Below are 14,691 nucleotides of genomic sequence, written 5' to 3' on the forward strand. Positions count from 1 at the left end.
GGCACCCGAGGATGCCGGCGATGGAAAAGACGCGCCGCGGGCGGTCGCGCTGTTATTCCTTCATTGCGTAGATGGCCGGCACGCAGCGCAGGGTCTCGTTGACGTCCATGCCGAAGCCGAACACGTAGCGGTCCGGCAGCTCGATGCCCGCGTAATCAGCGGTCACATCAGGCAGCGCACGGTCGTGCTTCTTCACGGTCATCGCAGCGATGCGCACATCGGTCGCGCCCTGTTCCAGGCACCAGGTGCGAACGCCCTGCAGGGTGTAGCCCTCGTCGAGGATGTCGTCGACCAGCAGCACGCGGCGGCCGAACAGCGAGGTGGCCGGCTTGTGCTTCCAGACCAGGTCACCGCCGGTGGTTTCACCGCGGTAGCGGGTGGCGTGCAGGTAATCGAACTGCACGTCCTGGCCGCGCGCGCCCAGTTCCAGCGCCAGCTGGCCGGCGAACGGCAGCGCACCATGCATGATCGACAGGAACAACGGCACCTCGCCCTTGTAATCGCGCGCGATGGCGTCGGCGATAGCAGCGATGGCCTTGTCGATGGTGGGGCGGTCGACCAGCAGGTCAGCCTGGGCCAGGGCCTGGGAAATGGTGAGGTTGGGCATCAGACGGTTCTTCCAAGGGTTTCAAGCAGACGGGATTGGGTGTCGCCATGGCGGGCATCGGCCAGCAGGCCGTCCCAGCCGAGCGCGCCGCGGCCGAGCAGGCCCAGCAGCGCAGCAGTATTGAGGGAGCGTCCCTGCACCGCATGCAGGGCTTCATCGACCAGTTCCGGATGGCAGACCAGCACCACGTCGCAGCCGGCGTCCAGGTGCGCGTGCACGCGTGCCGGCACGCCGCCGGCGCTGTGCGAGGCGGCCATGCCGATGTCATCGGAGAACACCACGCCGCGGAAGCCGAGTTCGCCGCGCAGGACGTCCTGGATCCAGCGTGGGGAATAGCCGGCGGGCTCCGGTGCCACCTGCGGATAGATCACGTGCGCCATCATCACCGCATCGGCACCCGCGGCGATGCCGGCCTGGAACGGCACCAGGTCCTGCGCGCGCAGTTCGTCCAGCGCGCGTGGATCGATCGCGGTATCCACGTGGGTGTCCTCCAGCACGGTGCCGTGGCCGGGGAAATGCTTGAGCGTGGCGGCCATGCCGACCGCGTGCATGCCGCGCACATAGGCTGCGGTGAACGCGGCCACGACCTGCGGGTCTTCACTGAAGGCACGGTTGCCGATGGCGCGGTTGCCGCGGCCAAGGTCGACCACCGGGGCGAAGCTGAGATCCAGGCCGCTGGCGCGGACTTCACTGGCCATCAGCCACGCGTGCTGCTCGGCCAGCGCCAGGGCCTGCTGCGGGTCGGTGGCGTACAGGGCACCAATGTCCTGCAGCGGCGGAAGATCGCTGTAACCCTCGCGGAAGCGCTGTACGCGGCCGCCCTCCTGGTCCACGCAGATCAGCTGCGGGCGCGGGGCAGCGGCACGGATGGCCGCGCTCAGATCGGTCACCTGCTGGCGCGACGCAAAGTTGCGCTTGAACAGCACCACCCCGGCCACGGCGTCGTGCTGCAGCCAGTCACGTTCCTGGGCGGTCAGTTCGGTGCCGGCAACGCCGATCAGCAGCATGGTCGATCTCCACAACGCGCGCCCGCATGGCGCAGTGCCGCATTGTCGCAGAACCGGCCGACAGGCGCAGTGGTCAAGGCAAAAGGGAAACGTGGGGGTCAGAGCCCCTGCGGAGATCCGACCCCGGCGTCAGATCCCCGCAGGGGGTCTGACGCCGACCTGCTCAGACCTTGCAGCCGTCCGGGCCGCAGGCCTCGTCACCGGCTGCGGCAGCCGACGCCCCCTGCTCGGCAGCAATCTGGCGCAGGGCGTTGGCGAAGGCTTCGGGTGGCTGCGCCCCGGAAATCGCCCACTTGCCATCGATCACGAAGGTCGGCACCGAAGAGATGCCCAGTGCATGGGCCTGCGCCAGCTTGGCGTCGACCTCGGCCAGGCCGCGGTCGGAGGCCAGCATCTGCGCGATTTCGCCACCGTCCAGGCCGCCTGCCACGCCGGCCTTGATCAGCACCGAAGGGTCCGCCAGGTTCTGCCCATGTTCGAAGTGGACGCGGAACAGCGCTTCACCCACCGCATCCTGCACGCCTTGCTCGCCGGCCAGCCACAGCACCCGGTGCGCCGGCAGCGTGGTCACCCGCACCTGGCCCTGGTTGAAATCCATCGGCAACCCCTCCGCGCGCGCGGTGGTCTGGGTCTGGCCGAGGATCTGCTCGGTGCGCTCGACGCCCCCGAACTTGCGCGCATAGGCCTCGCGCAGCGGCACCGGGGTGGCGTCCGCATCCGGGTCCAGCTGGAACGGCTGCCAGTGGATATCGAGGTCAGGCGCGTTCGGGCCCAGCAACTGCACCCCCTGCTGGAAACGATGCTTGCCGATCCAGCACCAGGGGCAGACCACGTCGGAGTAGATGTCGATTCTCATGTCCACGACATGGGGACCGCCTCCCCCGATAAAAGGGGACGGAGGGGATTAAGTCGCTTTCCGCACAGGCGGGGTAAAGACGACTTAATCCCCTCCGTCCCCTTTTCTTGGGGTTTTCACCACTCTGAATACGGGCGGCTGGCAAGCGCGACGTTGTAGTAGCGGGCGTCATCGGTCACTTCGGCGCCGACCCAGTCCGGCAGGTCGATGGCCTGGTCGGCGCTTTCCAGCTCGACTTCGGCCACCACCAGGCCGGCGTTGTCGCCGAGGAACTCGTCCACTTCCCAGGTCAGGCCGGCGTGTTCGACCAGATGGCGGCGCTTGTCGATCAGGCCGCCGACGCACAGCGCCAGCAGTGCGCGCGCGTCCTCCACCGGGATCGGGTAGTCGAACTCCTGCCGGGTATGGCCGAGGGTGCGCGACTTCAGGTTCAGCGCGGCGTGGTCGCCTTCGATGCGCACGCGCACCGAGGCGTTCTGGGTGCCGCGATCGAGCGCGCCCATGTCGTTGATGTAGCCCTGCGCCATCGGGATCACCCGATGCGCGGCGGTGCGCCAGCCATCGCTGCTGACCAGGAATTTGCGTTCGATCTCGATGCCCATGGCGCAATTATGCGCCACGGGTGATGACAGCGGCTCAGCGCTTTTCGAATACCGCGATGCTTTCCACGTGCGCGGTGTGCGGGAACATGTCCATGGCACCGGCGCTGACCAGGGTGAAGCCCTGCTCGTTGACCAGATAGCCGGCATCGCGCGCCAGCGAGCCCGGGTGGCAGCTGACGTAGACGATGCGCTTGAACTGCTTCAGCGGCAGCTGCTGCAGCACTTCGATCGCGCCCGAGCGCGGCGGATCCAGCAGCAGCTTGTCGAAGCCCTGGCGCATCCACGCCGTGCTGCGCTGGTCCTGGGTCAGGTCGGCGCTGAAGAACTGCGCGTTCGCCAGGCCGTTGCGCTCGGCGTTCTCACGCGCACGCGCGACGAGGCCGGCATCACCTTCCACACCCACCACTTCACGCACACGGCGGGCCAACGGCAGGGTGAAGTTGCCCAGGCCGCAGAACAGGTCCAGCACGCGCTCGTCCTCACCCGGCTGCAGCAGGTCCAGGGCGTGGGCGATCATCTTCTCGTTGAGCTTGGCGTTGACCTGGATGAAATCCAACGGGCGGAACGCCAGCTCGACATCCCACGGCGCCAGCCGGAACGACAGCGCCACGCCCTGCCCGTCCAACGGCTGCACGGTGTCCACGCCGCCGGACTGCAGGTAGATCACGAACCCGTGCTGCTGGCCGAAGGCGGCCCAGGCCGCGCGGTCGGCATCGCTGAGCGGCCGCAGGTGGCGCACGGTCAGCACCACCGCCTGGTCACCGGCGATGAATTCGATCTGCGGGATGTCACGCTTGCCATCGAGCGTTTCGATGAAGGTGGACAACGCCTCGACCTTGGTGCCGATCTCCGGAATCACGGTCAGGCACTGGCTGAGGTCGGCGACGAAACGCGGATCCTGTTCACGGAAGCCGACCAGGGTCTTGTCCTTCTTCTCGACCCGGCGCACCGAGAAGCGGCCCTTGCGGCGGTAGCCCCAGCTCTCGCCGACCAGCGGCGCAAGCACGGTGCCCGGCTTCACATGGCCGATCCGCTCCAGGTTATCCATCAGCACGCGCTGCTTGGCGACGATCTGCTGGTCTTCGTCCAGGTGCTGCAGCACGCAGCCGGCGCAGGTACCGAAATGGGGGCACTTGGGGGTCACCCGCTGCGGCGAGGCCTGCAGCACCTCCAGCGTGCGCGCCTCGTCGAAATGGCGGCTGCGGGCAGTCTGTTCAGCCATCACCACCTCACCGGGCAGGGCGCCGCTGACGAAGGTGACCTTGCCGCCCTCGCCTTCACGGCGGGCGACACCGCGACCATCATGGCTGAGGTCGAGGATCTCGGTCTGGAACGGGGTACGGTCGGTGCGGGAGCGGGATCGGGCCACGTGGCAACAGGCTGCGGGCAAAAATGGGGGCGTATTGTCGCAGATCCTGACCGATGGGGCCCGGACCCGCTTGCGCCCGTGGCCGCCGTGCTTGATGATTGGGACAGCTGACATGGAGGCAGCCCTGATGCAGATGACCCCGCGGGCCGCACGGCCCCGCTTCCTGCTTGTCGAGGACGACATCATCAGCCGCGGTTTTTTCAAGGCGGCGTTGGAAACGTTACCGGCGGATGTGGACACCGCAGATTCGCTGGCCAGTGCCCTGGCCAGTGCCGAGCCCGGCTCGCATGACCTGTGGCTGATCGACGTCAACCTGCCGGACGGCAATGGCGCGCAGCTGCTGCGCGAGCTGCGCCGATCACATCCGGACACGCCGGCGCTGGCGCATACCGCCGACGGCGATGCCAACATCCACGCCCGCCTGCGCGAAGCCGGCTTCAGTGACACGCTGGTCAAGCCACTGGGCCGCGACCAGCTGCTGAAGGCCGTGCGCCGAGCGCTGGTCAACAGCCCGGCGGGGATCTTCGTGGCACAGGCCCCGGCCGCGGTCGAACTGGCCGTACAGGACTGGGACGAGACCGCAGCCCTGGCCGCGCTCAATGGCCAGCGCAACCATCTGATCGCCCTGCGCGAGCTGTTCCTGGCCGAGTTGCCCGGTGTGCGCGACGCGGTCGAGCAGGCGGTGGACCAGCACGACGAGCGCCAGCTGCGCAGCCAGTTGCATCGGCTGCAGGCGAGCTGTGGCTTCGTGGGGGCGGCCCGGTTGGGCCGGGCGGTGCGTCAGCTGCATCATGCACCGGAATCCAGGCCAGCCCAGGATGGGTTCCGCGCGGCGGTGGCGGCCCTGCTGCATTGAGGACTGTTCGGCAGGGCTGCGCCCTGCACCCGCAGATGCTTCAAGCCAGAGCAACACCAAAGGCCAGGGCCAGAGCGGCTCTGGCCTTCTGCTTGTTGGGCGGGCCGGTGTGGGTGGGCAGGACACGCCGTAAACCCCCCTCCGGGGTCCGGCCCAGCCGCTGGCGGCTGTGCGTTCGGGCGCTTGCGAAGCAGTGCTTCGCAAACAAACCGCCCTCACCCATGGGGGCTCGATGGCGCCTTGCTCGTGTGCGCTGTCCTGCGCACACGGCAAGACCGGGGTTGGGCGTCCTGCCCAACCCGCCCGAGGCATGCCTCGGGCCCATGGCGCCAACGGTCCTGCCCACCCACATCGCCCCACCCCCGACAGATTTCTGGTGACGGTTGGACCATCCACGCCATGCGTGGATGAATTTCTGTCAGGTGTCGAAATCAATCCGGGGTCGGATCCGTTTTCCTGCGGAAAACGGATCCGACCCCACGCCGTTCCGACAGCTCGCAAGAATCTGTCGAAGGCGGGGTGGGTCCGGTTGCGAGAGTGTCCGCGGCATGGATGCCGCGGCCAAGCCCCCAGGGACGGGTTTACGGCGTCTCCCGCAACCGGACCCACCCCGCCTACCCACGGTTAGCCAGCTTTTGCCGTTGACGTTGACGTTGATTCGGCTTCGGCCTCGGCAGGTGCAGGGCTGCAAGCCCTGCCAAAGCCCCCCCTACCTGCGCGGCGCGAGCTGCTCGAGCATTTCCCAGGACTTCAGGCCGCGCGGCCCCAGGTGATGGGCCAGCACCCGCCGCATCGGCAGGCGCAGGCTGGCCAAATCGGCGGCATCCGGCTCTTCGTCGGCCGCCAGGGCCAGCAGCGCCGAGCCAGTGGCCGCCGCCCGGCGCTCCCCGCCGCGCTCGCTCAGCAGGCGCTGCGCACCCTCCTGCGGGTCCAGTTCGTACCGCGCCGCCGGGTCGATCGGCTGGCCATCGCTGGCGCTGTCCAGCGCGAAACCCAGGCCCAGCGCAGACAGCAGCTCGCGTTCGAAACGGCGCAGGGTCCAGGCCAGGCCTGCGCCCACCGCCAGCCGCGCACGCGCCTCGCCGTAGGCGAGGTACAGCTCCGGCAGCGGGTCCTGGCGCGGGGCCAGGCGCAGGGTCAGTTCACTCAGGTAGAAGCCGGCCAGCATCGCCTGGCCGACCAGGCGTGGCGCGGCATCCAATGCTTCAGCGCCGCGCAGCTGGGCCAGTTCCCCCCGCTGCTGGGCACTGAAGCGGATCCACTGCAACGGCTGCAGGGCGGCGCGCAGCACCTGGCCCTTGGCAGTGGACACGCCACGCGCAAGCAGGCCGATACGGCCATGCTGCGCGCTCAACACTTCGACCAGCAGGCTGGTCTCGCGGTAGGCCCGTGCATGCAGCACGAAGCCGGTGTCGTCCTCGATCATCATCGAAGCGACCGTCGCGGCTTATTCGTAACCGAAGGCCTTCAGCGCGGCCTCATCGTCAGACCAGCCTTCACGCACGCGCACCCAGGTCTCCAGGAACACCTTGGCCCCGAACAGACGCTCCATCTGCAGGCGGGACTTGGCGCCGATCTCCTTCAGGCGGGCGCCGCCCTTGCCGATCACGATGGCCTTCTGGCCTTCACGCTCGACCCAGATCACCGCACCGATGCGCAGCAGGTTGCCGTCCTCGGTGAAGCGCTCGATCTCGACAGTGGTGGCGTACGGCAGTTCCTCGCCGAGCTGGCGCATCAGCTGCTCACGCACCAGTTCACCGGCCAGGAAACGCTGGCTGCGGTCGGTGATCTCGTCCTCGCCGAACATCGGCGGGGCTTCCGGCAGCAGCTTCAGCACGTCGCGCACCAGCGCTTCCAGGCCGTTGCGCTTCTGCGCGGAGATCGGATGCACGGCGGCGAAGTCGCGACCCTCGGTCACCTGCTGCAGGAACGGCAGCAACGCGCCCTTTTCCTTCAGGCGATCGATCTTGTTGACCACCAGCACCACCGGGATGCCGGCGTCGCGCAGCACGTTGAACGCCAGGCTGTCCTCTTCATCCCAGCGACCGGCTTCGATCACCAGCAGGCCGGCATCGACGCCTTCCAGCGAGCCACGCGCGGCGCGATTCATCACCCGGTTCATCGCCCGCTTCTGCACCTTGTGCAGGCCGGGGGTGTCGACCAGCACCAGCTGGCCTTCCGGATAGGTGGCGATGCCCAGCAGGCGATGGCGCGTGGTCTGCGGACGGTTGGAGACGATGCTGACCTTGGCGCCGACCAGGGCATTGGTCAGGGTCGACTTGCCCACGTTCGGGCGGCCGATGACGGCCACGCTGCCGCAATGATGGGGAGTTTGTTCGCTCACTTGGAATCCAGTTGTTCTAGGACGGCCGCAGCCGCCTGTTGTTCGGCAAGCCGCCGCGAGGCGCCTTCGCCCTCGGTGCTGGCGGCCGGGTCGGCTACGTTGCAGCGTACCCGGAAGTGCTTGGCGTGGTCGTCACCGGATTCTGACACCAGTTCATACTGCGGCAACGCCTTCTGTCGGGCCTGCAGCCATTCCTGCAGGCGGGTCTTGGGGTCCTTCTCGGGCCGGCCGGAGGCCGGCAGTGCCTCGATCGAAGCGCTGAACCAGGGCAGTACCACCGCCCGGCAGGCCTCGAAACCGGCATCCAGGTAGATCGCAGCCACCACGGCTTCCACCGCGTCGGCCAGGATCGAATCACGACGGTGGCCACCGGACTTCATTTCGCCCGGGCCCAGGATCAGCCGCTCGCCCAGTTCCAGGGTACGTCCAATCACCGCCAGCGCGCCCTCACGCACCAGTTCGGCGCGGGCACGGGTCATCGCGCCCTCGTCAGCCTTGGGCCAGCGTCGGTACAACGCCTCGGCCGCCATCATGTTGACGATGCTGTCGCCCAGGAATTCCAGGCGCTCGTTGTGTGGCGCACCGGCGCTGCGATGCGTCAGCGCCTGCTTCAGCAGCGCCGGGTCGCGGAAGGGATGACCGATCAGGTCACCACGTTGGAAAGGTTTATTCGGCACCGCTTCGGGTCAGGTCCTGGGATGAATCGAATTTGCCAACCACATCCAGGTTGCCGACCAGCGGACGGCGCACTTCGTAGTTGACCTTGAGGGTCCAGCCATTGTCGCGACGGTCGAACTTCACGTTGGCCGGCTTCACGTTCTCCGAGTAATTGATGTACAGGCGCTTGAAGAACAGATCCTGGATCCGGGCCGGCTCCATGCTGCCCACGCCCGGCTCCTTGGCCAGGCTCTTCATCGCCGAGCGCACCGCGTAATACTCCTGGTACATCGGGAACAGCTTCATGCCGATGTAAAGGAAGAAACCGACCACGATCAGGACCGCCAGGAACGAGGTCAGGGTCATGCCACGCTGCGTGTTCATCGTCTTCATTGCGTTCTCCCCAGATACGCGTTGGATGTGAAGGTACTCAGTTGATGCTCGAGCCGATCCGCGACGGCTCGAAGCCATCCTTGCAGAACCAGCCCTGGCAGTTCAGCCAGATCAGGAAGGCCTTGCCGCGCAGGTTCTCTTCAGGCAGCAGGCCCCAGAAGCGGCCATCGTCGCTGTTGTCACGATTGTCGCCCATCACCAGGTACTTGCCGGCCGGTACGGTCCACTGGCCCTGGCCGCGTGGATAGTCGGTCTCCAGCACGGTATGGGTACGGCCCGGCAGGTGCTCGACCAGCAGGTTGGCGCCCTCGCCCTGGCCCTTGTGGCCGGCGTAGATGCCCTTGTTGTCGTACTTCAGCGGTTCGCCATTGAGGATCACGCCGTCGCCCTCGAAGACCACGGTGTCACCCGGCACGCCGATCACGCGCTTGATGAAGTTCTCGCCCTTGGCCGGGTCGTTGTCGCTGTGGCCGGGGAAGTGGAACACCACCACGTCGCCGCGCGACGGCTCGCCGAAGGGGACGATCTTGGTGTTGCTGATCGGCAGGCGCAGGCCGTAGGAGAACTTGTTGACCAGGATGAAATCGCCGATCAGAAGGTTCGGCATCATCGAGCTGGACGGGATCTTGTACGGCTCGGCGATGAAACTGCGCACGATCAGCACGATCGCCAGCACCGGGAAGAACGCTCGCGAGTAGTCCACCAGCACCGGCTCGGAATCGAGCAGGCCCGCACGCTGGGCGCGACGCTTGGCGAGGTACAGCTTGTCGGCGAGCAGGATCAGGCCCGAGGCCAGGGTCAGCACGACCAGGAGGATCTCAAACAGTTTCATTCAGGGTCCTTTGCAACGTCACCAGACGACCGGCCCCGCGAGGCCGGTGCGGGCTTACTTGTTGTCCATCTGCAGTACGGCCAGGAACGCTTCCTGCGGGATCTCCACGCGGCCGACCTGCTTCATGCGCTTCTTGCCTTCCTTCTGCTTTTCCAGAAGCTTCTTCTTGCGCGAGACGTCGCCACCATAGCACTTGGCCAGCACGTTCTTGCGCATCGCCTTGACCGTGGTGCGGGCGATGATCTGCGAGCCGACGGCGGCCTGGATGGCCACGTCGAACATCTGCCGGGGGATCAGGTCCTTCATCTTCTCGCACAGCTCGCGGCCGCGGCGGTCGGCGTGGCTGCGGTGCACGATCAGCGACAGTGCGTCGACCTTGTCACCGTTGATCAGCACGTCAACGCGCACGAACGGGCCAGCGTCGAAGCGCACGAAGTGGTAATCCAGCGAGGCATAGCCACGGCTGACCGACTTGAGCTTGTCGAAGAAGTCCAGCACCACCTCGGCCATCGGCAGCTCGTAGCTGATCTGCACCTGGCTGCCCAGGTAGTTGATGCCGATCTGGCTGCCGCGCTTTTCTTCGCACAGCTTGATGATGTTGCCGATGTACTCCTCGGGCGTGAGCACGTTGGCGCGGATGATCGGCTCGCGGATCTCCTCGACCTGGTTCACCGGCGGCAGCTTGGCCGGGTTGTCCATGTTGATGATCGAGCCGTCGGTCTTCAGGACCTCATACACCACCGTCGGCGCGGTGCTGATCAGGTCCAGGTTGTATTCGCGTTCCAGGCGCTCCTGCACGATCTCCATGTGCAGCATGCCCAGGAAGCCACAGCGGAAGCCGAAGCCCATCGCTTCGGAGCTTTCAGGCTCGAAACGCAGCGCGGCATCGTTCAGGCGCAGCTTGTCCAGCGCTTCGCGCAGGTCCGGGTAGTCCTCGGCATCGACCGGGAACAGGCCGGCGAACACGCGCGGCTGCATTTCCTGGAAGCCCGGCAGCGGCTTCGGCGCCGGATCGCCGGCCAGGGTGAGGGTGTCGCCGACCGGCGCACCATGCACGTCCTTGATGCTGGCGGTGACCCAGCCCACTTCACCGGCACGCAGCGCCGGCAGCACCTTGCGCTTGGGAGTGAACACGCCGACGTTGTCGACCTGGTGGTTGCGGCCGGTCGACATCACCTGCAGCTTGTCACCGGCCTTGATCTCGCCCTGCATCACGCGCACCAGCGAGACCACGCCCAGGTAGTTGTCGAACCACGAGTCGATGATCAGCGCCTGCAGCTTGTCGGTGTCGCGCGGCACCGGCGGCGGGATGCGATGGACGATCGCCTCCAGCACGTCCTGCACGTTGAGGCCGGTCTTGGCACTGACCGGCACGGCGTCGGAGGCGTCGATGCCGATCACGGCCTCGATCTCGGCTTTGGCGCGCTCGATGTCGGCGGTGGGCAGGTCGATCTTGTTGATCACCGGCACCACTTCCAGGCCCTGCTCCACTGCGGTATAGCAGTTGGCCACCGACTGCGCTTCCACGCCCTGCGCCGCATCGACCACCAGCAGCGCGCCTTCGCAGGCGGCCAGCGAGCGGCTGACTTCATAGGAGAAGTCGACGTGGCCGGGGGTGTCGATGAAGTTCAGGTGATAGGTCTGCCCGTCCTTGGCCAGGTACGGCAGTGACACCGATTGCGCCTTGATCGTGATGCCACGCTCGCGCTCGATGGGATTGGAGTCGAGCACCTGCGCTTCCATCTCGCGGGCCTGCAGGCCACCACAGAGCTGGATGATGCGGTCGGCCAGCGTGGACTTGCCGTGGTCGACATGGGCGATGATGGAGAAGTTGCGGATGTTCCGCATCGAATCAGAAGACATAGGTGGCGGCGGCGCGCGGCGTCGTCAGGGTAACGGTCGATTATCGCATGCCCGGCGCCCGGCCGCGAAAACTGCCTCATCGGACCGGGTCCAGAACGGACGAAGCCCCGCCGGGGCGGGGCTTCGGGGGGCGGGGCAGGCACCGCCGAAGGCGGCCCGGCAGGGCCTTACTGGCCGGCCTTGACCGCCACGAAGGCGCTGTTGCCGTTGGCCGTGCGGACCAGCAGCATCACCACGTCGTCCTTCTTGAAGCTGGACAACGCCCGGTTCAGGGCATCCACGCTGCCGACCGCAGTGCGGCCGACCTGCAGGATCACCATGCCCGGCGACAGGCCGGCATCGCGTGCCGCCTGGCCCTTGACCCCGGTGATGCGCACGCCTTCATTGCCGTTGAGCCCCAACTGCTTGCGCTGGGCCGCGTTCAGGTCGCTGACGTCCAGCCCCAGCAGGGCGTTGGCACCGGTCTGCGGAGCCGCCTCGCCACCGCCAGCCGACGGCCCGCGGGCATTGGCCTGCCCGTCCTCGCTCAGTGCGGTCAGCGTGGCACTGAGCTCATGCGGCTTGCCGTCGCGGTAAACCACCAGGTTCACCTTGCTGCCCGGCGCCATCGCACCGATCAGCGGCGGCAGGTCGGACCAGCTGTTGACCGCGCTGCCGTTGACCGAGCGGATGACGTCGCCCACCTGCACGCCGGCCTTGGCGGCCGCACTGCCGGCCACGATCTGGTTGACCAGCGCGCCGCGGCTGTCCGGCAGGCCCAGTCCCTGCGCCTTCAGCGAATCGATCGGTTCGACCACCGCGCCGAGCTGGCCGCGGGTGACCTTGCCGCTCTTCTTGATCTGCTCGACCGCGCTCATCGCCAGGTCGATCGGGATCGCGAAGCTGATGCCCATGTAGCCGCCGGAGGCCGAGAAGATCTGCGAGTTGATGCCGACCACTTCGCCGCGGGTGTTCAGCAGCGGACCACCGGAATTGCCCTGGTTGATCGCCACGTCGGTCTGGATGAACGGCACGTAGCGCTGGTCGGGCCCCCCCGTACTGCGGCCGACGGCGCTGACCACGCCGGCGGTAACGGAATGGTCGAGGCCGAACGGCGAGCCGATCGCGACAACCCATTGGCCCGGCTTGAGGGTGTTGGAATCACCCACGCGCACGGTGGGCAGGTTCTTGCCATCGATCTTGAGCAGGGCCACGTCGTACTGCTGGTCGCTGCCCACCACCTTGGCGGTGAACTCGCGGCTGTCGCCCAGCTTGACCTTCACCTCGCTGGCGTCGGCCACCACGTGGTAGTTGGTCAGTACGTAGCCATCGGGCGAGATGATGAAGCCCGATCCCATGCCACGCCCCTTGATGCTGGGACCGCCATCCTGCCCACCCGGCCCCTGCCCTGGCATCGGGAAGTCAGGGCCGAAGAAGCGGCGGAAGAACTCCGGCATGTCATCGTCGCCCATCGGGCCGCGCGAGGCCTGGCGGTTGTTGCGGACGATGGTGGTGTCGACGTTGACCACGCCCGGGCCGACCTGTTCGACCAGGTTGGTGAAGTCGGGCAAGCCACTGACCAGCGGTTGTGCAGGCGCCCGCGGCGCCGCGGCCGGCGCAGGCTGGGCCGGGGCGGCAGGCGCAGGCGCCTGCGCGCAGGCCACCAGGGGAAGGGTCAGGGCCAGCAGGCCAAGGGCCTGCGTGCGAAGTCGGGGAGTCATCGGACGGCAACCTCCGGGTCGGATGGAAAGAGGAATACGGGCCCCGCCGACGGCGGGGCGTGAAGGCGCCCGGCTCAGTCGCGCGGGCGCGGCGGCACCGGCAGGTCGTCCTGCAGGCGCGGCTCGAACGGGTAGAACGCGGCACCGCCGACGCGGGCCGGGAAACTGGCATTTAGCGCGCCGCCTGCGGTCGGCGCCAGGCTGGAGCGCGGCCACGGCCGGGCCTGCAGCCCGCTGACCTCACCGAATGGCAGGTTGCGGTTCGCGTTGACCGGTACGGTCGGGGCCAACGGTGCCTGCACGGCGGCGATGGCGCGCTGCGGAGCGTCATCGCGCTGGGCGGCACGCGCGGCCTGCTGGCTGCGGGTTGCACTGGCGCGGCGGGCGTCCTGGCGACGGCTGGAAGCGGCCATCGCCACAGCCGGCGCCGCCGCCACGGCCATCGCGGCGGTATCCACCGATGCTTCGGTCACCGGGGCCGGCGAGGTCGGCGCCGGCGGCAGTTCCGCCTGGCTGGCGATCACCTGGGGGGCCAATGGCTCGCCGGGAGTGGCCTCCTTCAGCTTCTCGCCCCCCATGAACAGGGCGACCGCAGCAACCGATGCGGCCAGAGCCGCGCCGCCGCCCCAGGCCCGCCAGCCACTGCGACGCACCTGGCGACGCGGCTCGGCCTGCGGCGTCGGCTCGGCCGCGATGGCGGCAGCCACGGCGGCGCTGAACCCGGCCGGAGCCAGTGCCGACGCCTGCCCGCGCATCACGTCGCCCAGCAGCTGCCAGCGCTCCTGGCAACCGGCCAGCTCGGGGTCGTGCTCCATCCGGCGCAGCAGGAAACGCGCTTCATCGGCGCCCAGCTCGCCATCGACCAGGGCCGACAGCTGCTCGCGATGGCGCTGGTCCAGGCGCTGCCCGGCGGGCGATTGATGGTTCTGCGATTCGTTGAACGGGTTACTGGTCATACGCGGCTCTTCTCACGGGTGGCGCTGCCGATGTCCAGCAGCGGCCGGAGTTCGGTGTCGATCGCCTCGCGCGCCCGGAAGATCCGTGAACGCACCGTGCCGATCGGGCACCCCATCTTCTGCGCGATATCCTCGTAGCTCAGGCCTTCCACCTCGCGCAGGGTGATCGCTGACCGGAGTTCTTCCGGCAGCGCGTTGACGGCCCTCATCACCGTCTGTTCCAGCTCCTGGCGCATCAACTCGCGTTCGGGCGTGTCGGTGTCACGCAGGCGCGTACCACTGTCGAACTGTTCGGCATCGCCGATGTCGATGTCATCGGTCGGCGGCCGTCGATTGTGTGAAGCCAGGTAGTTTTTGGCGGTATTCACGGCGATTCGATGCAACCAGGTTGAGAACTGGGCATCGCCACGGAAACTCCCGATCGCGCGGTAGGCACGGATGAAAGTGTCCTGGGCGACGTCCTGACATTCGCTCCAGTCGGCGATGTAGCGACCGACCAGGGCCACCACCCGATGCTGGTACTTGCGCACCAGGACATCGAAAGCGGCACTCTCGCCGTGCTGCACGCGCCGGACCAGTTCCAGATCCAGCTCCTGTGGTGTATCAACCTCGGCCATGAGGGGCCGCACTCCTGTCAGCCCAACCGACG

General features: G+C 67.5%; 15 protein-coding genes. 1 reads left to right on the forward strand and 14 read right to left on the reverse strand.

All coding sequences use genetic code 11. From position 1 onward, the window contains the following. Positions 1-52 precede the first annotated feature (52 nt). From AC5P66_RS18640 to rlmD, 5 genes are all read right to left on the reverse strand, one after another. Entirely contained in the window at positions 53-607 is a 555-nt protein-coding gene (locus tag AC5P66_RS18640) for a hypoxanthine-guanine phosphoribosyltransferase (protein ID WP_005418223.1), read from the reverse strand. Then, entirely contained in the window at positions 607-1,614 is a 1,008-nt protein-coding gene (gene nagZ / locus AC5P66_RS18645) for a beta-N-acetylhexosaminidase (RefSeq protein ID WP_049413037.1), read from the reverse strand. The genes AC5P66_RS18640 and nagZ overlap by 1 nt, the downstream gene beginning before the upstream one ends. Before the next feature lie 163 nt (positions 1,615-1,777). Continuing rightward, positions 1,778-2,470, reverse strand: a complete 693-nt coding sequence (locus AC5P66_RS18650) for a DsbA family oxidoreductase (RefSeq protein WP_263467916.1) — start codon at positions 2,468-2,470, stop codon at positions 1,778-1,780. 116 nt (positions 2,471-2,586) lie between these two features. Continuing rightward, positions 2,587-3,072, reverse strand: coding sequence for a CYTH domain-containing protein (locus AC5P66_RS18655; protein WP_031270571.1), 486 nt, complete (start codon positions 3,070-3,072; stop codon positions 2,587-2,589). Between the two features lie 34 nt (positions 3,073-3,106). After that, a complete protein-coding gene (gene rlmD, locus AC5P66_RS18660; protein ID WP_049413033.1) occupies positions 3,107-4,441 on the reverse strand; it encodes a 23S rRNA (uracil(1939)-C(5))-methyltransferase RlmD in 1,335 nt (444 codons plus the stop codon). 127 nt (positions 4,442-4,568) lie between these two features. On the opposite strand from rlmD, the gene AC5P66_RS18665 reads away from it, so the two are divergent. Beyond that, a complete protein-coding gene (locus AC5P66_RS18665) occupies positions 4,569-5,297 on the forward strand; it encodes a response regulator (RefSeq protein WP_049438913.1) in 729 nt (242 codons plus the stop codon). 709 nt (positions 5,298-6,006) lie between these two features. Here AC5P66_RS18665 and recO read toward each other — a convergent pair. From recO to rpoE, 9 genes are all read right to left on the reverse strand, one after another. Continuing rightward, a complete protein-coding gene (gene recO, locus AC5P66_RS18670; protein ID WP_049445198.1) occupies positions 6,007-6,726 on the reverse strand; it encodes a DNA repair protein RecO in 720 nt (239 codons plus the stop codon). Between the two features lie 18 nt (positions 6,727-6,744). Then, the gene (era, locus tag AC5P66_RS18675) at positions 6,745-7,641 is read right to left on the reverse strand and encodes a GTPase Era (RefSeq protein ID WP_005410599.1); all 897 of its coding nucleotides are present in this window, start codon (positions 7,639-7,641) and stop codon (positions 6,745-6,747) included. After that, positions 7,638-8,318: a ribonuclease III gene (gene rnc, locus AC5P66_RS18680; protein WP_014038085.1), complete on the reverse strand. Its 681-nt coding sequence runs from the start codon at positions 8,316-8,318 to the stop codon at positions 7,638-7,640. The genes era and rnc overlap by 4 nt, the downstream gene beginning before the upstream one ends. Then, the gene (locus AC5P66_RS18685) at positions 8,308-8,691 is read right to left on the reverse strand and encodes a DUF4845 domain-containing protein (protein ID WP_014038086.1); all 384 of its coding nucleotides are present in this window, start codon (positions 8,689-8,691) and stop codon (positions 8,308-8,310) included. Before AC5P66_RS18685 ends, rnc begins: the two co-directional genes overlap by 11 nt. A gap of 37 nt (positions 8,692-8,728) precedes the next feature. After that, positions 8,729-9,523, reverse strand: a complete 795-nt coding sequence (gene lepB / locus AC5P66_RS18690) for a signal peptidase I (RefSeq protein WP_014038087.1) — start codon at positions 9,521-9,523, stop codon at positions 8,729-8,731. 54 nt (positions 9,524-9,577) lie between these two features. Continuing rightward, complete coding sequence (gene lepA, locus AC5P66_RS18695) at positions 9,578-11,371, reverse strand: translation elongation factor 4 (protein ID WP_049416245.1); 1,794 nt, start codon at positions 11,369-11,371, stop codon at positions 9,578-9,580. 182 nt (positions 11,372-11,553) lie between these two features. After that, the gene (locus tag AC5P66_RS18700) at positions 11,554-13,086 is read right to left on the reverse strand and encodes a DegQ family serine endoprotease (protein ID WP_099487554.1); all 1,533 of its coding nucleotides are present in this window, start codon (positions 13,084-13,086) and stop codon (positions 11,554-11,556) included. A gap of 74 nt (positions 13,087-13,160) precedes the next feature. Then, on the reverse strand, positions 13,161-14,042 hold the full coding sequence (locus tag AC5P66_RS18705) for a sigma-E factor negative regulatory protein (RefSeq protein ID WP_099494612.1): 882 nt from the start codon (positions 14,040-14,042) through the stop codon (positions 13,161-13,163). Further along, complete coding sequence (gene rpoE / locus AC5P66_RS18710) at positions 14,039-14,659, reverse strand: RNA polymerase sigma factor RpoE (protein ID WP_049416254.1); 621 nt, start codon at positions 14,657-14,659, stop codon at positions 14,039-14,041. The genes AC5P66_RS18705 and rpoE overlap by 4 nt, the downstream gene beginning before the upstream one ends. Between the last annotated feature and the right edge of the window lie 32 nt (positions 14,660-14,691).

It is taken from the genome of Stenotrophomonas sp. YJH_SMC_122 (assembly GCF_059369535.1).